The sequence below is a fragment of the Bradyrhizobium barranii subsp. barranii genome (assembly GCF_017565645.3).
GTDB classification, from domain to species: domain Bacteria; phylum Pseudomonadota; class Alphaproteobacteria; order Rhizobiales; family Xanthobacteraceae; genus Bradyrhizobium; species Bradyrhizobium barranii.
Genome location: NZ_CP086136.1, coordinates 5,408,633 through 5,427,218, shown reverse-complemented (window position 1 = coordinate 5,427,218; position 18,586 = coordinate 5,408,633). Strand labels below are relative to the sequence as shown.

19 protein-coding genes, 1 tRNA gene and 1 pseudogene are annotated in these 18,586 nt (G+C 61.2%); 3 read left to right on the top strand and 18 right to left on the bottom strand.

Annotation, left to right across the window (positions count from 1 at the left end):
* Window positions 1-678: 678 nt before the first annotated feature.
* The 9 genes from J4G43_RS26115 to tnpC all read right to left on the bottom strand — a co-directional run bounded on the left by J4G43_RS26115 (window position 679) and on the right by tnpC (window position 6,920).
* A protein-coding gene (locus tag J4G43_RS26115) for an IS3-like element ISRj2 family transposase (RefSeq protein WP_129557670.1) occupies window positions 679-1,808 on the bottom strand; the annotation gives its coding sequence in 2 pieces (ribosomal slippage) (window positions 679-1,556 and window positions 1,556-1,808; 1,131 coding nt in all).
* Between the two features lie 37 nt (window positions 1,809-1,845).
* Window positions 1,846-2,694: a hypothetical protein gene (locus J4G43_RS26110; RefSeq protein WP_225005094.1), complete on the bottom strand. Its 849-nt coding sequence runs from the start codon at window positions 2,692-2,694 to the stop codon at window positions 1,846-1,848.
* On the bottom strand, window positions 2,678-2,866 hold the full coding sequence (locus tag J4G43_RS26105) for a hypothetical protein (RefSeq protein ID WP_208086742.1): 189 nt from the start codon (window positions 2,864-2,866) through the stop codon (window positions 2,678-2,680). Before J4G43_RS26105 ends, J4G43_RS26110 begins: the two co-directional genes overlap by 17 nt.
* Window positions 2,863-3,135, bottom strand: coding sequence for a hypothetical protein (locus J4G43_RS26100; protein WP_208086741.1), 273 nt, complete (start codon window positions 3,133-3,135; stop codon window positions 2,863-2,865). Before J4G43_RS26100 ends, J4G43_RS26105 begins: the two co-directional genes overlap by 4 nt.
* Before the next feature lie 259 nt (window positions 3,136-3,394).
* Window positions 3,395-3,724 carry a P27 family phage terminase small subunit gene (locus J4G43_RS26095; RefSeq protein WP_208086740.1) on the bottom strand — a complete coding sequence of 110 codons (330 nt, stop codon included), beginning with the start codon at window positions 3,722-3,724 and terminating at the stop codon, window positions 3,395-3,397.
* A 139-nt stretch (window positions 3,725-3,863) separates the two neighbouring features.
* The gene (locus J4G43_RS26090) at window positions 3,864-4,379 is read right to left on the bottom strand and encodes an HK97 family phage prohead protease (protein ID WP_225005092.1); all 516 of its coding nucleotides are present in this window, start codon (window positions 4,377-4,379) and stop codon (window positions 3,864-3,866) included.
* Window positions 4,372-4,560, bottom strand: coding sequence for a hypothetical protein (locus tag J4G43_RS26085; protein ID WP_208086739.1), 189 nt, complete (start codon window positions 4,558-4,560; stop codon window positions 4,372-4,374). Before J4G43_RS26085 ends, J4G43_RS26090 begins: the two co-directional genes overlap by 8 nt.
* Window positions 4,553-5,134: a hypothetical protein gene (locus J4G43_RS26080; RefSeq protein WP_208086738.1), complete on the bottom strand. Its 582-nt coding sequence runs from the start codon at window positions 5,132-5,134 to the stop codon at window positions 4,553-4,555. Before J4G43_RS26080 ends, J4G43_RS26085 begins: the two co-directional genes overlap by 8 nt.
* 241 nt (window positions 5,135-5,375) lie before the next feature.
* Complete coding sequence (tnpC, locus tag J4G43_RS26075) at window positions 5,376-6,920, bottom strand: IS66 family transposase (RefSeq protein WP_224517700.1); 1,545 nt, start codon at window positions 6,918-6,920, stop codon at window positions 5,376-5,378.
* 588 nt (window positions 6,921-7,508) lie between these two features.
* Here tnpC and J4G43_RS26070 point away from each other — a divergent pair.
* On the top strand, window positions 7,509-9,596 hold the full coding sequence (locus J4G43_RS26070) for a recombinase family protein (protein ID WP_049810452.1): 2,088 nt from the start codon (window positions 7,509-7,511) through the stop codon (window positions 9,594-9,596).
* Here the strand turns inward: J4G43_RS26070 and tnpB (J4G43_RS26065) are convergent.
* The 9 genes and pseudogenes from tnpB (J4G43_RS26065) to J4G43_RS26025 form a co-directional block, all read right to left on the bottom strand.
* The gene (gene tnpB / locus J4G43_RS26065) at window positions 9,584-9,892 is read right to left on the bottom strand and encodes an IS66 family insertion sequence element accessory protein TnpB (RefSeq protein WP_060907863.1); all 309 of its coding nucleotides are present in this window, start codon (window positions 9,890-9,892) and stop codon (window positions 9,584-9,586) included. The genes J4G43_RS26070 and tnpB (J4G43_RS26065) overlap by 13 nt on opposite strands.
* Window positions 9,889-10,287: a transposase gene (locus J4G43_RS26060; RefSeq protein WP_026192391.1), complete on the bottom strand. Its 399-nt coding sequence runs from the start codon at window positions 10,285-10,287 to the stop codon at window positions 9,889-9,891. Before J4G43_RS26060 ends, tnpB (J4G43_RS26065) begins: the two co-directional genes overlap by 4 nt.
* Before the next feature lie 64 nt (window positions 10,288-10,351).
* Window positions 10,352-11,215 carry an IS21-like element helper ATPase IstB gene (istB, locus tag J4G43_RS26055; RefSeq protein ID WP_208083951.1) on the bottom strand — a complete coding sequence of 288 codons (864 nt, stop codon included), beginning with the start codon at window positions 11,213-11,215 and terminating at the stop codon, window positions 10,352-10,354.
* Window positions 11,175-12,714 (bottom strand): annotated as a pseudogene (gene istA, locus J4G43_RS26050) (IS21 family transposase). The gene istB and the pseudogene istA overlap by 41 nt, the downstream one beginning before the upstream one ends.
* 128 nt (window positions 12,715-12,842) lie before the next feature.
* A complete protein-coding gene (locus tag J4G43_RS26045) occupies window positions 12,843-13,277 on the bottom strand; it encodes a hypothetical protein (RefSeq protein ID WP_225005090.1) in 435 nt (144 codons plus the stop codon).
* Between the two features lie 211 nt (window positions 13,278-13,488).
* Window positions 13,489-14,517 (bottom strand): hypothetical protein, encoded by a 1,029-nt coding sequence (locus J4G43_RS26040; protein ID WP_225005088.1) that lies wholly within the window; start codon window positions 14,515-14,517, stop codon window positions 13,489-13,491.
* A gap of 139 nt (window positions 14,518-14,656) precedes the next feature.
* Complete coding sequence (locus J4G43_RS26035) at window positions 14,657-16,447, bottom strand: AAA family ATPase (protein WP_208086737.1); 1,791 nt, start codon at window positions 16,445-16,447, stop codon at window positions 14,657-14,659.
* A gap of 298 nt (window positions 16,448-16,745) precedes the next feature.
* Entirely contained in the window at window positions 16,746-16,904 is a 159-nt protein-coding gene (locus tag J4G43_RS26030) for an AlpA family phage regulatory protein (RefSeq protein WP_249814650.1), read from the bottom strand.
* A gap of 465 nt (window positions 16,905-17,369) precedes the next feature.
* Window positions 17,370-17,444 (bottom strand) — tRNA-Asn (locus tag J4G43_RS26025).
* A gap of 360 nt (window positions 17,445-17,804) precedes the next feature.
* On the opposite strand from J4G43_RS26025, the gene J4G43_RS26020 reads away from it, so the two are divergent.
* Both J4G43_RS26020 and tnpB (J4G43_RS26015) read left to right on the top strand, forming a co-directional pair.
* A complete protein-coding gene (locus J4G43_RS26020) occupies window positions 17,805-18,203 on the top strand; it encodes a transposase (RefSeq protein ID WP_026192391.1) in 399 nt (132 codons plus the stop codon).
* Window positions 18,200-18,526, top strand: coding sequence for an IS66 family insertion sequence element accessory protein TnpB (tnpB, locus tag J4G43_RS26015; protein ID WP_208086735.1), 327 nt, complete (start codon window positions 18,200-18,202; stop codon window positions 18,524-18,526). Before J4G43_RS26020 ends, tnpB (J4G43_RS26015) begins: the two co-directional genes overlap by 4 nt.
* The last annotated feature ends 60 nt before the right edge of the window (window positions 18,527-18,586 follow it).

Sequence of the window (18,586 nt, the reverse complement as noted above, 5' to 3'; positions counted from 1 at the left end):
CTTAGTAGTGGCTGGGTGGCGATTCAGCCGCAGGATCAATTTGCGGCGCGCGTCAAGTAGCTATATGGCGGGCTTGCACGGAGCGGTTGTGGCGGAGTAGGCTGCGCGGCCGGAGGATTCTGCGGTGCGGATACTGAAAAACGAGCGCCTATGGTGGTACGCCGCCATGGTGATTTCGCTCATCGGGATATCCATGACCGCGACATCGAACGCCCCCGAGTGGTGGAGCTCCGCGGAAGTGGCTCGTGCGACGGCTGCCTGCAAAGGCGTTGAGTCGGGCAATCCATACGCTTCATGCTTCAAGAGCGCGCTGATCCAATGGCGAAGGGACAACCCTGATGCGCCGCGCGGAGGCGCCAGCGCTTGGCCGTGGTAGAACTTTACTAGTAAGGCACTCCGCTGGCTGCATGGCGTTGTAAATGATGGTGGCCATCGTAGCTGAGCCAGCGTTGTTCGGGTGAACACCGTCTACCGTGGCAATCGTTTTAACTTATCCATTTTTCAAAAATGAAAAGTAGTGCGCGACTTTCGAAGAGCTGGCCCCGGTTGTTTGGACAGCGCCCCGCTGGATTTAAGTGGATTCCTGCCGGGTTATGCTGAACGCGGGGCTTTACGGTTTTGTCGTTGCGTCGGGAGGGCGTAGCCCGACCAGAGCGACGACAAAACCGTCGGCGACGGTCATGCGGCCATCACCATAGCTTGCGTGCCGAAGTAAGCCTCGTCGGGCGTGCGCCCGTCAAGGCTCGAGTGAGGGCGTCCCTGATTGTAGAAGGCCAGATACTTGGCAATTGACGCTCGCGCCTCGGACACGCTGTCGTAGGCGCGGAGATATACTTCTTCGTATTTGACCGTGCGCCAGAGCCGCTCGACAAACACGTTGTCGCGCCAGGCGCCCTTGCCGTCCATGCTGATGGCGATCTTCGCGTCCAGCAGCACATCGGTGAACTCGAGGCTGGTGAACTGGCTGCCCTGATCCGTGTTGAAAATCTCGGGCCTGCCGTGCTTCGCCAACGCCTCCTGGACCGCTTCGACGCAGAAGGCCGCCTCCATTGTGATCGAGACGCGATGGGCCAGGACCCGTCGGCTGAACACATCGACGACCGCCGCGAGATAGACGAAGCCACGCCGCATCGGAATGTAGGTGATGTCCATTGCCCACGCATGGTCGGGCCGCTCGATCTTCAATCCGCGCAACAGGTACGGGTAGATCTTGTGACCCGGAGCCGGCTTGCTCGTGTTCGGGCGACGATAGACCGCCTCGATCCCCATGCGCTTCATCAGCGTCGCGATGTGGCGGCGACCGGCGTATACGCCCTCCCGCCGCAGCAACGATCGCAGCATACGCGCTCCCGCGAAGGGATAATCGAGATGCAGCTCATCGAGCCGACGCATCAAGGCAAGGTCCTCGGCCGAAACTGGCCGAGGTTCATAGTAGACCGTGCTGCGAGCCAGCTTCAGGACCTTCGCCTGGCGCACGATAGAAAGATCATGATCGCGGTCGATCATCGCTTTGCGCTCAGCAGGCCCGCCTTGGTGAGCGCGCCGGACAAAAAATCGTTTTCCAACGCCAGCTCGCCGATCTTGGCATGTAACGCCTTCAAATCGACCGGCGTCTCGGCCGATGTCTTGTCATGCCCAAACACGCCGGCGGCGCCTTCCAGGAGCTGGTTTTTCCAGATCGTGATCTGGTTCGGATGAACATCAAACAGTTGCGCCAGCTCCGCCAGTGTCTTGTCGCCTTTGACCGCAGCCAAAGCAACCTTCGCCTTGAATGCCGGAGAATGCGTCCGGCGGCTCTTCTTCGTCATCTTCGCTCCTGATTCGCAGCAAGAATCCTCGCCGCTGTCAGGCAGAAAATCCACTCAAGCTACTGTCCGAATTTGCGGGGCCAGCTCTCGTCGTCCCGCTATAGGTCGCGACACCCTCAACCCACCCGGTTGCGCCAGCGGTCGCAGTCGCGCGCACGCGCGCGCCATTCTGATAAGCAAGTCCGGCCTGCGTGGTGAACGCCTTGCATCCGGTGCCGATCGCGAGCGACGTCGTCGACGTGCCGCCGTAGCCTGCGCCGGTCGGGCCGGGGCTGCCAGTGTCCCCCTTCGCAGCCAACAACTGCCAATAGGTCGCATTCGGCGGCGTATGATTGGTGTGGTCGAGAACGCACGCGTAGCTCGACCCGCTCAGCGTCACGACGTCGTTGGCCGCGTAAGCGGTCGCGCCGCTCCACGCGCCCTTGAGCTGGAACGCCTTATAAATGCCGAGATAGGTCCAGACGCCGGCAACCTTCGCCCAGGTCTTGCCCGTCGTCGGCTGGAACGCGTATTGCCCGTCGTCGCCGAGAGATGGATCCGGCACGGTCTGGCTGACGTCGACGAAGACGAAGAAGCCAGACGTGTTGAGCGCACCAACCACCTTGTCGACGTCGCGCGCGTAGGTCTCGCCGACGATGCGCTGTTGCGACACTTTCCAGACCACGTACGACGCGCCGCTCAGCGCCGAACCCGGCCAGGGCGTGATGGTTAGGTGCGTGTCGTCTGTGACGTCCGTAATCGGAACGCAAAAATGCCCGCTCTGGAATAGATCGCCAGGCTTGACGTTGCCGGCGCTGGACCAAATGGTGCTCGTGCCGGTAACGGTCGTGCCGTCCGCCGATACTGCGACAGTGCCGGTGGAGTATGAATTAAGCGGTGTGGACAATATAAGCTTCCTCATCAGGGCGTGCAGCTGCAACATCGATGCGCACGTACTGGCCGTTGATTTTTTGCCAGACTTGAACGACGTCGCTTCCGGCGGGCGTGAACACAAAACCTTCAACTGGATTCGTTGGTGGTTCGGTCGCGTCTGATGTAGTGTTGTTGCAATCAATCATTCGAAATCCTTTGTTCTAATCTTACTAAGCAGCTGCGCCCGAATCCCGAGCACGACCTCAGCCGGCTCGCGGTCGCATCCGATCAACGATTGCGGCTTGGGATCCAGCGGGCTGGCGGCGAACTTGCTCCGGCCAAGCTCGGCGGCCAGGGCGATCCTGATGTGCTGGTCATGTGGCGCGCGCATCCCCCGCCGAAACAGCGCGACGGCTTCCGGGGTGATGTGCGCGGAACGGCGCCGCTTGGCGCGCCCTGCGGGCCTTACCGGCATGGTGGCTCACCGAACTGTTCGAGTCCCCAGCAGGCGTACCTCGATCCATTCGGATGTTCCGCGCGCCACCTGGCCATGATCTGCGCGCCGAACCGTTGCCAAGCGTCGCGCGCCGCCTCTCGGTCAGGGTAGCCTTGCGCGTCGAGTTCGCAGATTCCATCCAGATCCCCCGTGCACGGCCAACCCATTTCGAGCGCCCATTCCCAATCATCGAGAGTGCCGGCGTTGCGCCGCCTCTCGGTTCGTTTACGCACGGGCATTATCGGCGGCTCCCGTAATCGGGGGTGCGAGGCGGCCGGCTGTCGGGCGCCGCCGCGTCAAGCGCCAACTCACGCAGCAGCCTGGCAAAGGCCAGCCGGGAGTCGCGTTCGATGGCAATGGCGGGATGAGTCTTGGCGACGCCATACCGATCCGGCGTCGTGATGCCCTCCTTCGCGAGAAGCTCGCGCGCCTGTTCGCTGCGGTCCCAGGCCTCACCTGCCTTTGTTAGGAGGCGAAAATGAAACGATTCAAGATCGAAATCGGCCAAAATCTGTTTGATCCAGCGCCGCGTTGGCGCGGATAGGTGCTTCGGAATAATGTGCTTCATGTCCTGAAAAGGCCTTCAAATATGGGTCGTGCGGTGGGGGACAACCGATTCAACCGGGGACTCGCGGGCGAATGCGATGGGGGGCCGCCGGTAGCTATGGACGGCGGCGGGAGCGATTTTCCATACCCCCCTACCCGGCTCACGCCAGCGGGATATTGCGCTTTCGCATCTTCGCTTCGACGCGACGCCGGGCTGCTTGGTTGTTGGTGTTGGCCGTGGAGCGCATAGCCGCTGAGGTCGTTGGATAGGCGGGGAATGCCGTCAGCGTTAGCTCGAACAGATCTACATCTGTAATTGTCCGCAACGGCAATCGGTCACCGCCGTCCTGCCACTCCTCGGCGCGCACCCGAAATCCGAAGCTACAGCCGCGTATATCCTGCCGGCTAACCGTTCCGAGTGCTGTCTGTCCTTCTGGCGTTGAGGGATCGACAGTCAGAGCAAAGTACAGGCCAGCGCTATTCTCTCGCAGAGAAAGCGTCGCAGCCGCCGTCCTGCCCAGTACGCGACCGGAATCATGATCAAGCAACATCACAACATCCGGCTTTTCCTTCAGCGTGCGAGTGAACGCGCCTGGAGCGATCCTTTCGCGAAACTCGCCCGCGATGACGGTTTCATCCCCGAACACCACAGCGAATCCTGTGATCACGTCAGCCACGCGCTTTCATCTCCGCGGCGGCGAGCCGGGCCTCGCGCTTGCCAAGCCTGGATTGCGCCCGCAACTCGCGCGCAATCTCGACGGGATCGGTACTGGCGTAGGCTTCGGACTTGCCGGGCAGTTTGATGCGTCGCGATTGCTTGGTTGATCCCGCACGCTTTGAGGTGGCTTTCTCAAGCATTGTGACCAGCCTCCCGTACTTCCCTCAAGTAATATGCAATTTTCCCATCATGCCGATCGCCAAGAAAGAACGGAATCACCGGCTGCAGATAACTCTTCGCCACGTCTTCGCGCTCCAGATCGTCAAGCAATTCATCGTGCGACTGGCGCGCGATTTCTACCTCGCTCAGCAACTTGCACAGAACACCAAGGCGGCGATCGTACTCAGGTCGCACAGTTGCACAAACTATCGCGCTGGCTCGACCGCGCGCTTCTTCCATACGACGTCGAAGAATTTCCTGCGCGCTCTCGATGTTTCCCATCTCGGTGGCAACTTCGCGAAGGCGCTGCGACAATCCCGTAACAGAGTCTTCGGGATCCCCGAGAAGCCGCGCAACGTCGGGCGCGACACGCTGACCGCCAGCCGCTTTCTCAGCTTCAATTTCGCGACTGAGTTTTGAGCGCTCGTCGCGCAGTTTGATGTAGCGGTTATGCAGCTCGGTCTGCTTGGCGACGAGCGCGCCGTAGGATGGATCCGACTCCGCGAGGCTGGGGACGCGGAATTCGTCGGTGGTTTTCGTCTTCAACGGGGCCATTACTTGTCGTCTCCAAAAAGTTTGTCGAGTGCGTCCGCTAACGCGGCGACGTTAAGCTTGATCGATTTGTGATGGCCTCGCGATGGCCAATGGACGGCGTCCTGACCGGGCATGCAGAATCGAACAACGGTAAGCGACGTTCGCGTCCCATTCGCAAAGGTTTGGCGTGGGGATTGCAGTCTGTTGATCAACGTGTTTGCAAATCGTTGACGGGGGGTATGGAGGCGGCAACGACGGAGAATTACGAGGTGCGGCCGAACGACCAGGGCAGGAGCTCGTCGATCCGGGACTGCGGGTGACCGGTTGCGATCGCCTTGAGCGTCGCTTTCATCCAGACGTAGGGCTCCACGCTGTTGATTTTGCAGGTGGCGATGAGCGAAGCTATGCGCGCCCATGAACGACCACCTTCGTCGTGACCAGCAAATAAACTATTTTTACGCGTCAGAGTCAGCGGCCTGATTTGATTTTCGACGGGATTGGTGTCCATCTCAACGCAACCATCGTCGAGAAACAAGGTGAGGCCATCCCAATGGTTCAGGAGATAGGCGATCGCCTTGCCCATCTCGCTGCCCGGCGACAGGCGAGCGGCTTGCTCGCGCAGAAACCTCTCGAGTTCAGCGACGAGCGGCCGTGATCGCTCGTTACGGGTCGTTTGCCGAGCCGGGGCGTCGGCGCCACGGATCTCCTTCTCGATCGCATAGAGTGCGGCGATGCGCGCGAGAACGGCTTCGGCGATGGGTGAGCCGGCTTTCGGAGTCGCTGCGATGATCTTGCGCCTTGAGTGGGACCAACATGCGGCCAGCCGCAGCGGCACGCCGCCTTTGCGCTTGGGCCGTGCGAGCCGATGATAGCCCTGGTATCCGTCGACCTGAAGGATGCCGTCGAAGCCCTCGAGGATGCGCTCAGCATGGTCACCACCGCGTCCTGGCGCGTAGTGGTAGACCACGATTGGTGGATCAGCGCCGCCGTGGCCGCGATCGTCGCGCAGGACAGCCCACAGATAGCCGGTCTTCGTTCGGCCCCGGCCCGGATCGAGCACAGGCGCCCTGGTCTCGTCTATGAACAAGCGGCCCGATTGCTTCATCACGACGCTCATGCGCTCGACCAGCGGCGCGAGGTGGAAGGCGACCGTTCCCATCCAGTCTGCCAGAACGGCGCGATCGATGAAGATGCCATGCCGAGCCAGAACCTGCGACTGACGATAGAGTGGCATGTGCTCGCTGAACTTGGCGACCGCCACCTGCGCCAGCAGCGCCTCGGTGGGGATGCCACCCTCCACGAGATGGGCGGGCGCCGGCGCCTGAGCAACACCGGTGCAGCCCTTTGCGCAGGCGTAGCGCGGTCGCACCGTCTCGATCACACGATACTGGGCGGCCATGACATCGAGACGGCGGGAGCGATCCTCGCCGATCTGGACCATCCGGCCGCAGCCGCAGGGACACTCGAGGTTCTCGGGTTCGATCACCTGCTCGATGCGCGGCAGGTGCGCGGGAAAGGCACGGGCAGCGCGCCTGGTCCGGCGGCTGGACGGCGCCGTGCCGGCGCGGCGCGCACGATCGTCCTGGCGTTCCTGGACTTCGGCGATGGCAATCTCGATGTCCTCGAGAACCAGTTGCATCTGATCGGGATTGAACTTCTCCGAGCGTTTACCGAAACGTGCGCGCTCGTACTCCTTCACGAGCAGTTCGAGGCGTTCGACGCTCTCTTTGGACGCAGCCAGTTCACTCTCGACATGAAGGCGCGCCGAGCATTCATCGTCTGCGCGACGACGCTCGGCTTCAATCATCGCTTCCTGCGCGCGGAAGAGCGCGCGCACATCGGCGGGCAGCGCTGCAAGACGGGCGGGATCAATGGGGGACGGCGGCACATCCGCAAGCTATCATCCCAAAGCCCCGCGCGAAACAGGTTGTCGGGTCTGAGTCAGTTCGCCGCAGCTGGCGTCGCGACAATCCGTTCGCCCACTCGCTTCCAGTTCAGCCCTTCAAACGAGGGGATTGAGGAATGTCCCTGATAGTGAGTCTGACGAATCATTTCCGGAGGTGGTCGAGGTTGGGGACCCCCACCATCCTTTGTGGGGGCGCTCATATCGAGTGATTAGGAAGATCGGTCAGCGAGGCCGAGGCATTCCCGCTTCGTATGAAGTTGAGTATCGCGCAGGAAGCAGTCTTCTGATTCAAGCAACCGCAATCGAATATTATGAGCAAGAGGCAAATCAGATTAAGCTGAGTATGGAGGCTCTACTCGAGCTTTTATCGACAGCGGATTGTCCCGACGCACATGAGCATGGATCCAGCCGATCTTTGGTCGACGCTGACGCCCGCGCTCCGACGCCAGATCGTCGAAGACGTCGCCGCAATTTTGGCGGAGATCCCTCATGAAGTCCGAGCTGGTCACACCAAGCCACTTGGCGCGCAAAGCCGTAGTCTACATCCGGCAGTCGACGCCCCATCAGGTCGTAAGCAATCAGGAGAGCCTGCGCCTTCAATACGCGCTTCGCCAGCGCGCCCGCGAACTCGGATGGCGTGAGGCGGCCATCGACGTGATTGATGCCGATCTCGGGTTGAGCGGCGCGTCTATAGCACAGCGTAACGGCTTCAAGGAACTCGTTGGCCGTGTTGGCCTGAGTGAAGTGGGACTCATCCTGTCGATCGACGTGACCCGCTTGGCGCGTAATTGTACCGACTGGTATCCGCTCCTGGATATCTGTGGTCTACGTGGCTGCCTGATCGCCGACCGCGATGGTGTCTATGATCCGGGCACTCCCAACGGACGGTTGCTTCTCGGGCTGAAGGGTTCGATCTCCGAGCTTGAGCTACATACGATCCGCAGCCGGCTGACCGCCGGCCTGCTGGCCAAAGCCGAACGCGGCGAACTTGCGGTTATGCTGCCAATCGGGCTGATGCGGGACCCGAGCGGTGTGGTCGTTAAGGATCCCGACATGGCCGTGCAAGGGCGGCTCGGTCTCGTCTTCCAGTTATTCCTGCAGCTGCGCAGCGTTGCCAAGGTCATGCGAGCGTTGAACGAGCGTGACCTGGAACTGCCGCGTCGTGATCGATATGGCGATTTGTGCTGGACGCGCGCGACGCTGGCTGCCGTCGCGGCGATCTTGAAGAACCCCGCATACGCGGGCGCCTTTGTCTATGGACGAACCCGCTTCCGGCCGCCGAAGCGGGAGGGGGCCCTGCCACAAAAGGCTCCGCGGCCGATGGAGGAGTGGCGGATCGTCGTTAAAGATCGATATCCAGCCTATATCGACTGGCCAATTTATGAAAAAATCCGATCCGTCATCAGAGATAACCGAGCCGAATACATGCGCATCAAAACCCGCGGCGCGCCTCGCAATGGCGAGCTCCTGCTCCACGGCATTGCCTGGTGCGCACGATGTGGCCATAAGATGTACGTCCGCTACAAGGGCGGCGGCGAATATGTATGCAATCACCTGCGTACCCAGGAAGGTCAGCCAACCTGCCAACACATCCGCGCCGCCCATATCGATGCAGCCGTTGGCGACGCATTCCTAACCGCACTAGCGCCGGCCGAACTCGATGCCTTGTCGCGCTCCCGCCGGGTGCAGCAGCAGACGAACAATGCGCTACGCTCCAGTGCAGAACGAGAGCTCGAGCGCAAGCGATACACGGCGGCGCTCGCCGAACGGCAGTTCAACCGAGCTGATCCAGATAATCGGTTGGTCGCCTCGGAACTCGAGCGTCGATGGGAAGCGGCGCTAAACGACGTGCGCGCCGCCGAAGAGGCGCTTGCCCGACAGACGCCGCCCAAAGCCATCACACAAGTGGCCATAAGCAAGGAGCTCAACGACAAGGTCATCAGCCTCACCGGCCGCCTCCCGCAGATATGGGGTGACGAGACTATCTCGGATGCGCATCGCAAGGCGTTGTTGCGATGTCTCATCGAAAAGGTCGTTCTCGACCGCGGTGAGCGCGACTTGGCCCTGGCTAGGATCGTCTGGCGGGGAGGCGCCGTGACGGAGCTCGAAGTGAAGATGAGCGTCAACTCCGTCACCAGATTGACGCGAGGCACAGAGATGCGGGAACGCCTTCTGACGCTCGCTCGCGACGGCGTCCCAGACGACAAGATCGCCACAATCCTTACTCGGGAAGGTCACCGCTCTCCCCGTTGCGCCGATAAGGTGCTGCCTATCACCGTTGGGCGGCTCCGTCGTGCCGCCGCCATCAAGGTAACTGCCCAGCGCAGCCGATGGGAGCATGACGACTCATACCTCAGCCCGCCCGAACTGGCCCGAAGGCTCGAGATTCCAGTAAACTGGCTCTATGTTCAGATCCGAACCAAGCGTTTGCTAATTGATCGCCAGCCCAGCGGCGCCTATCTCTTCCCGAATACACCATCCGTTCTTCACGCCATCGGAGACCTTCGAAACCACGTCATCGCGCAACTTGATCTAAGAATCTGTCAGCCTAACAAGGAGGGGCATCAACATGGGTGATCGAACAGCGCTTCGAACTGCACGCGCGTCAGATGCATGACGCCGTCGCTGATCTGCGGCCACTCGAAACGACCATCGCGGCCAAGGCGCTTGTAGACCAAAACGAGGCCCGTGCCGTCCCATAGCAAAATCTTCAGCCGGTCGGCGCGCTTCGAACGAAAAACCACGATCAGGCCCGAATGCGGATCGAGCCCAAGCGTGTTTTGCACAAGACCGGCCAGCGCGTCGTGCCCGCACCGGAAGTCAACAGGACGCACAGCAAGCACAATCCGCAGTCCCTGCGCCGGAATGATCATGCGCCGCGCTCGATCGCAGTCACGATCTCCGCGATCCGCACCGCCGACACGTCCGCATCCAGGCGGACCGAAACCTTGCCAATCGTAATCTCGACGGGCCCCTCGCTCTTGCCTGACGCCACTGGATCGCTCAGCTCGATCGACACGAAATCCGCCGCGTCGTCCGTGACCAATGCGAGCCGGCCAGCACGCGCCAATCTGCGCCACGTCGTCAACTGCTGGGCCTTCACACCATAACGCCGTGCGACATCACATACCCGGGCGTCGGGCTTCATGCTCTCGAAAACAGCGCGCCCCTTGATCTCCGCAGACCATAACCGGCCTCCAGAACGCGTCCGGCGCGTAAGCTTCCCCACAAAGCCATCAGCTTCAGCTTCCTCCCCCGATTGTTCCATCGCCTTCAGTCTCCTCTCGGCTCTCTGACAAGCCAAGGATCGCAGAGCGAAAGCCGAAGCGATGTCAATCGGCGTTGGACTGGGACCCCCGATCGGCGTCCAAAGGGGACCCCTTTGATCGGCGAGTCTTGATGGTAGCGCTCGCGGCGTCGGAGCTGGCCGGGGTTGCGGAGACGGCGCGAGCGCGGGTTGTTTGATCGTCGTCGCGGCTTTTAAAGCGCCAGCTGTCGTTACCGGTCTCGACGATGTCGCAGTGATGAGTCAGCCGGTCGAGCAGCGCGGTCGTCATCTTGGCATCGCCGAACACGCTCGGCCACTCGCCGAATGCCAGATTGGTGGTGACGAGGACGGAGGCGCGCTCATAAAGCCGGCTGACGAGGTGGAAGAGAAGCTGACCGCCGGACTGGGCAAAGGGCAAATATCCGAGCTCGTCCAGGACAATGAAGTCCATGCGGGTTAGGTGCTCGGCAAGCCGGCCCTGTCGCCCGTTGCGGGTCTCGGTCTCGAGGCGGTTGACGAGGTCGACCACGTTATAGAAGCGGCCACGGGCGCCGGATCGGATGCAGCTTCGCGCGATAGCGATGGCCAGATGGGTCTTGCCGGTGCCCGTTCCACCGACCAGGACGACGTTGCGTTGCTGGGCGATGAAGCCGCCGCCGGCGAGATCATTGACAAGCGTCTGGTTGATCGGCGTGGCGTCGAACTGGAAGTCTGCGATGTCCTTTGCAAGCGGCAACTTGGCGATGGTGAGCTGGTATTTGATCGAGCGGGCCTGCTTCTCGTTGATCTCGGCGGAGAGCAGATCGCCGACGATGCGCTGGGGTTCGTGCTGGCGTTTGACGGCGGTCGCCATGATCTCGTCGAAGGCGGCCTTCATGCCGTAGAGCTTAAGCTCGCCCATGAGATCGAAGATTTGGGTTCGTTCCATCAGTTTGTCCTCCGGAGGTTGTCGTAGCGGGCACAATCGGCGATCGGCGCATGGCGAAGCGTCAAGGCGGCCGGCGTCATGATGTTGGCCGGTGGGGCAGGTTCACGTTGACGAGCCAGGATGTTGAGCACGACATCGGCGGAATGAACGCCATGAGCGACCGCCTCGGCGCAGGCGGCTTCCACCGCGGGCAATCCGTCTGTCAGCACCGCATTGAGGATATCGACCATCTGTCGATTGCCATCGTCGGCACCGGCGAGTTTGCGCCGTACACGCTCAATCGCTGCGGGCAGCACCCAGTCCTTGAAGGGAGCGCCATTACGCAAGGCACCGGGCTTGCGCACAAGCACGGGCACATAGTGCCAAGGGTCGTAGACCGTCTCGCCGCGACCGAATGATCGCGGATGTTCGGCAACGACCCGGCCGTCCTGGCGGATCACGATGCGGTCCGCATAAGCCTGGACCTCAATGGGCCGCCCGACCGCGCTTGCCGCAACCGAGTACTTGTTGTTGTCGAAGCGCACCAGGCAGGTCTTGGAGACCGAGGCCGGGACGGCATGGAAGCCATCGAACCGACCTGCATAAGGCACGAGATTGGGTCGCTCGGCCTCGAAGATCTCCCAGACAGTCCGGTCGGCGAACTCTGGATGCCGATGCGCCTTGGCGTAGGCGATACATTTATCGAGCAACCAGGCGTTCAGCTCGTCCAATGTCTTGAAGCGCAGTCGCGGGGTGAAAAAGCGTTCGCGGACCAACCCGACCTGGTTCTCGACCTGTCCCTTCTCCCAGCCCGACGCTGGCGTGCAGGCAACCGGATCGACCAGATAATGGCTACACATCTGCAGGAAGCGCTGATTGTAGAGGCGGCCTTTGCCGACAAAGATCGTCTCCACCGCCGTCTTCATGTTGTCGTAGATGCCGCGCCGGCAAGTCCCCTTGAACAGTGCGAACGCCCGGTCGTGGGCGTCAAACACCATCTCCTGCGTCTCGCGCGGATAGGCCCGAACAAACAGCATCCGACTGTGGCAAAGCCGGACATGCGCCGCCTTCACGACCACCGTGGTTCCGCTCAACAGGACGACTTCGTGGCTCCAATCAAACTGGTAGGCTTCGCCGGGCGCAAAGCTCAACGGCACATAAGCTGAGGTCGTCGAGGCGCCACGCTCTCGGCTCCACCGCCGCGCATAGCGACGAACCGCGTCGTAGCCGCCGGCATATCCGAGGCCGCGAAGCTCTTCGAACAAGCGAATCAGCGTCAGCCGTTCGCGCGTCGTCTTGCTCTCGTTCGCCGCCAGCAACCGGTCAAGCTCGGCACTCCACGGGCCCATCTTCGGAAGCGGCTGCGTCTCTCGCTCGTACCGGAACTCCGTCGCCTCCGAGCGGATGACCTTGCGGACCACCTTGCGCGATACGCCAAGCTCCCGGCAGATCGCCTTGATCGGCTGACCATGAACAAAATAAGCGCGACGGATCTTCGCAATCGTCTCCACCACCAGCATCCCAACCTCGGCTTCCATGACTTGATGGAAGCCACTGTGGACCCTTGTCCCGGGGTCCCGATTGGATGCCGATTACCCCGAATACGGGGTCCTTATTCCATGCCGAAACACAAAGCGAAACCAGTCAATCAAATGGGAGAAAAGCTCCGCTTACGAACAACGCTACCGTCCGGCTTGTGAATCGCGACGGCTCTCCAATTGCAGGATACGGCAACCCGAGATTTTCGCGCCTCCGCGACGCCAGTGCGTGCGTCCTCGACCAAAATCGCAACAGCGATCGGCGCGTTGGGAATCGACTGCGGGGCCCCATCCAGGTTGACACCACCGGGTGTCATCGCGTGGTAGGCGCGGACCGCGTCAACAGCGGTGTGCAACTCGGTGTCAGAGGCGAGCGTAATGACCAGATCGAGGACATTATCCGGATCCAGGTCCGGGGCGACGCCGGGTGCACCGGAAGGCAAGAGGTCGGCCTCCTGCAGACGCCTGGCGATTCCGGTGCTTCGCGAGCGCGGGAAATCAAGATGACGCTCGATCGCGTCGAGCACGTGATTCAAAGTGGCCATTGGGGCCGCTCTCCTTTCAGGATTGGAAATTGGGATTGGAGGGTTAAATAAAACGCCGCATGCAGCGGCTTCGCGGCTCAGGGCCGGGAAAAAGTGGCGACGCCGGGTGGTGGCCAGCGCGCCGAGTGCACGTCACGTCAGACCACAAATCGTGGCCTTCAATTACTTTCGTTCCGAAGCGACCCGGAGGTAGCACTCCGGTAGAAATAATTTAGGCAGCTTGCTTCTGTGCCTCTGCAAGCGCCTCTAACGCCTTATCTTGCGCTCGCACCGCGCGCTGTTCAGCGCCTTTGCTGTTGCCCCAGCCGCGCTTGCTGGCCATATCGCGGGCTGTCAGGCCGTCCAGGGCGTCGTTTAGTACGACAGCGTGCTCGCCCAGTTGGTGCCTGACAGCGGGCGCGTCCATGGCCGCAGCAATGGCGTTCTCGACCGCATCGGGAGCGCCGACAAATGAGCCTTCCGCAGCCAGAGCATTCCGGCGCGTCTTTCCTGCGAGGAATACAGCGCCGCGAGCAACGACGGTCGGGCCGCGTTCGGCTGGAGCCAAGCCAACAGCACTGCGGGCCTCGGCGAACGTTGCGCGCGATCCGATGCCGAGGCGGTCGATCTCCAGCCTGTGGCCGTTGTACATACCGGCAATAAGGTGGTTCATCCGTGCGTGGCGCATACGCCATGCATCAGCGCCGCCGCTGCCGCGCTCAACATAGCTAGAACGCTCGGGAAAGCCGCCTGACCCGCGCAGGGACAGATGTTGCGCGCTCTCCTCGGCCAGGTCCGCTTGGGATACGCGCCTGCGTCCCTTCGATTGCCTATAGCCCTCCCGCGCAGGAAACCACCCTTCATTGCCCTGGTCATCAAGGACAGGATCGCCCTTGGCATCGTGAGCCCGATAAGCCGTGATCCTGCCGCGTCCATCGAACCGCAGGCCGATACCGTGCACGTCCTGCTTCAGACAGGCCCGCTCGATCTCACCTTCGTTTGGACGAATTTCATAGACGGTGTCGATCGCGTATCCGCTGGCAACGTCGTCGTTGTCGGCATGCTGGGAAACCTGGTCAGGTCCGGCGAAGCGGACAAGATTGCCAAGGTCTCCGTAGCGGCCCGCGCGGCGAAGCCTCGTGACGATGGGCGGCGTGGTGTGTGCATTGTCGTTAGCTGGATTATTCACGTGAGTGCACCCTTGAATGGTTTCGTTTTTTGCCGCTTCAGCGGTCTTGGTGTGGCCAGCTTCGGGCTGCACACATTTTGCTTCTGGGTGGAATTCCAACCGGCCTACCGACCGGGTTGGGATTCCATCCCAACGGTGGGGGTTATAGGGGGTTGGAACGTACACCCCGTCGGTAGGCGTTGGCAGACCGTTGGAAGGACCGTTGGAAGGCCTAGTCGGAAGTCATCCGCTTCTGGCGGATTTCATCCTCGACCACCACTAATCGCTCACGCTGTTTTGACGGTGGACCTTCCTTAAGGACCGCGATCTTATTTTCAGCGAACAATCTCGCCATCGCCTCTTCCAACGCCTTCTTGCTCGTGCCATCGCGTTCCGGCATGGCCGCCATGACGGTCGGCGCATATGCGCTGCTTCTGGAGGATGACACCCGCCTGCCGCTTCCATTGATTGCGGAAAGCATCCTGAGGAACACTTCGTCAGCATGGTTGGCCAATAGCGTTGCGTGCACTGAAGGCTTGCCGTCTTCGAGAATGAAAGCCCCATCCTGCCAGCGCAGTTTGGTCTCTGCACCCTTCCTGCCGTAATTCGCCTTCATATTCTTCAGCAGGCGCAGATCCTCATCGGTCTTATCTGCGGTGAAATACAGTCGAGACCTGACCGAGTTGTTCCACGCCGTCGACCCCGACAGGCCGGTCCCGGTCTGCATGCCAGCGACAGATGGATGCGAAAGCAGAAGCACGGCCAGGTCGAAGCCCATCGCAATGCGGCGCAACATCGACACGAAGAACCGAACCTGTTTGCGGTTGATCTCATCGCCGCCGAACACGTCCGCGGCTGTGTCGAGGATTAGGAGCCTCGGCCGAAATTCTGCCAACAGGTCCGTTATCCGTTTAGCGAGTGTTGTAAGTTCAAGCTCACGGCTTCGGCGTTTTTCGGATACCAGTTCGGCATCCTTTCCCGCCATCGGGATAACGCGCATGTCTCCGCTCAGGTCGGCCCATGTGCGGCCGAGCGAGCGCAGGATGTCATGGCCGCGCCGCTTTAGTTCGCCCTCGTCATCCTCCGCCGCAAAGTAGACAACGCGTCCCTCCGCCGGCCTAAACCCCAGCGTTTCAACGCCGAGCACGCCGGCCAAACCGACTTGATAGGCCAGCAGGCTCTTGCCAGTGCCGCCATCACCGGAGAGCAACGTCACCTGTCCGTTTGGGACCAGGCCCTCAAGATACCAATGCCTCTCCGGGATTGGTTGTCCTTCCCAGTCAGAAGGATCGACGATCTTAAGATCGTCGGCTTGGTTGTCGTTCGCCGGTTGCGGCAAAAATACCGCGTCAACCTGTAGATACAGCTTGTGCAGGTCAACCCCGACCGGAGCGTCCAGCGTGTCACGGACTCGCCGTTTCGCCTGCTCGGCGGCCAGCCACGCCAGGTCGTCGCGGATTGCGTCGGCGTCGCCATTGAGTTGGATTTTCTTGCGGGCTTTCTCATCGCCGCCGAATGTCCATTCCCAGACGTCATTTGCAGCGTCGATCGTGCTGCATTCGATCGTGCAAGCATTGGCCAGGTCCTTGAAGTGTTGCCGATAGCCACCGCCGGCAATCGACACGACGCCGCCGCAACCGGACTTTAGCCAATCCACCGGGTTTTCGTGGATAACGATTTTGGCGCGGCCAGTGTTGTCCGCACCAAGCCAATGCGCCCGACCGCAGACCGTATGGAAGCCGCTGGGGTTGTTTCGGTGGATCAAGCACAGGTCGACGAATTCGCCAGCCTGATACACCGGCAGGGCTATCCATTCCGGCTCGCCCTCGGTGATGACGAAGGCGTCGTCCGGCGCCTCGCCATCGATCGTTATCATCTTCGCGTCGGTGTAGTTGGCGCCGTGTCCGGCAAGCCACGCCTGCGCGGCCTCGGCACCGCCGGCGGCTTGGAACGCAGCTTCTACGTCGGCTGGATCGGGAAGGCCGGTGAATTCGTCGTTGAGTTTAGCGTGCGTGTCGGTCATGTGTGCGATGGCCCGTCAAAGAGAGTTGGGAAAGCGTTGCTTCTGCAATTTGCGCGACGATCGCTTGCGAGAATGCGCAGGTCCGACCACGCTCGGAATTCTGTCCGAACGCTCGGTACGTGCCGTCATCGGCCCGCGAGACGCGAAGCCCGTAGAGTTTGACGCCGTCGATTATTTCGACGTCGACATGCGCAATTGTGCTGCCGCCTGGTGGCGACGGGCGAATTGATAGGATTTTCAATGTGGAATTCCCGCTATGGGGTTGCGCCATCTGGCGCGGTGCACTCGGCCGATCGTGCTAAACTTGGATGCCGCTCTGTTTGTTATCGTTCGCCGCACGCGCAGCGATGCGCGAGGCGATCCATTCACTGACCTCCGCTTTAACGAAGGCGATACGTTTGTCCCCGAGCGGGACGGCCGCAGGGAAGCGGCCCCCCGCGCGGTACCGGTTGAGCATCGTGCGGCTCAGACTCGTGAGCGCGCACGCAGTTTTCATGCTGACGAGACAAGGCTCGTCGGCAGACGGATTCGTAGACATGGGAGAGATTGATTTCAGTCAGACGCCGGTACCAGCCCCCGAGGGGTCGTTGGCTGCGTCGAGGAAACCGATGCCCGCCGGCAGAGGGCCAGTCCGGGCTACGACTGAGTCGCGTAGGCACGGTCAATATGGGCGAAATGTTTGCTATTGACAATGCCAGAGCCGTCAGAAACTGCTTTTTTATTTTTTTGCAAAAGTGCACCCAATCGATAGACGGCGCATAACCGACCGGACGGCTTTGCAGCCGAGTCGCCCAGATGTGCCGAAGTGAGTCGCCTCGCCGGAAGGGGGCTAATCACGGATCAAAGCGGGGAGAGAAAGCGGGGAAGCGATTTTCTTGATCTGGAAAACCAGAGCAAAGTCAAACACTTAATGCGGATTAAATGGCTCCCCGGGCTGGATTCGAACCAGCGACCATCCGATTAACAGTCGGATGCTCTACCGCTGAGCTACCGAGGAAAGGGCGAACCAGTCGTTCGCGCGCGGCTGCGTATAACAAAGCCGCTTGCGCTTGCAAAGGACGAATTCGCGATCTTGCACAATGCGCCGAGGAAGGGCCGCCGGCCCTCCCCTGGCTCGCGTCAGGTCAAACTATTCGGCGACGAAGGACGTGGTCTTGGTTCCGGAGTCGTACCGCAGCCGAAGCGCGGTGATCTTGCAGAGGTTGACGTTCTTCCAGAGCACGGACTCGTCATAGTTCTGCCAGTCGACGCGGATGTTCGTAAGCGGAGCTTTTCTCCCATTTGATTGACTGGTTTCGCTTCGGCTTTCGCTCTGCGATCCTTGGCTTGTCAGAGAGCCGAGAGGAGACTGAAGGCGATGGAACAATCGGGGGAGGAAGCCGAAGCTGATGGCTTTGTGGGGAAGCTTACGCGCCGGACGCGTTCTGGAGGCCGGTTATGGTCTGCGGAGATCAAGGGGCGCGCTGTTTTCGAGAGCATGAAGCCCGACGCCCGGGTATGTGATGTCGCACGGCGTTATGGTGTGAAGGCCCAGCAGTTGACGACGTGGCGCAGATTGGCGCGTGCTGGCCGGCTCGCATTGGTCACGGACGACGCGGCGGATTTCGTGTCGATCGAGCTGAGCGATCCAGTGGCGTCAGGCAAGAGCGAGGGGCCCGTCGAGATTACGATTGGCAAGGTTTCGGTCCGCCTGGATGCGGACGTGTCGGCGGTGCGGATCGCGGAGATCGTGACTGCGATCGAGCGCGGCGCATGATCATTCCGGCGCAGGGACTGCGGATTGTGCTTGCTGTGCGTCCTGTTGACTTCCGGTGCGGGCACGACGCGCTGGCCGGTCTTGTGCAAAACACGCTTGGGCTCGATCCGCATTCGGGCCTGATCGTGGTTTTTCGTTCGAAGCGCGCCGACCGGCTGAAGATTTTGCTATGGGACGGCACGGGCCTCGTTTTGGTCTACAAGCGCCTTGGCCGCGATGGTCGGGCTGAACTGGAAGCGAGTGGGCGAACGGATTGTCGCGACGCCAGCTGCGGCGAACTGACTCAGACCCGACAACCTGTTTCGCGCGGGGCTTTGGGATGATAGCTTGCGGATGTGCCGCCGTCCCCCATTGATCCCGCCCGTCTTGCAGCGCTGCCCGCC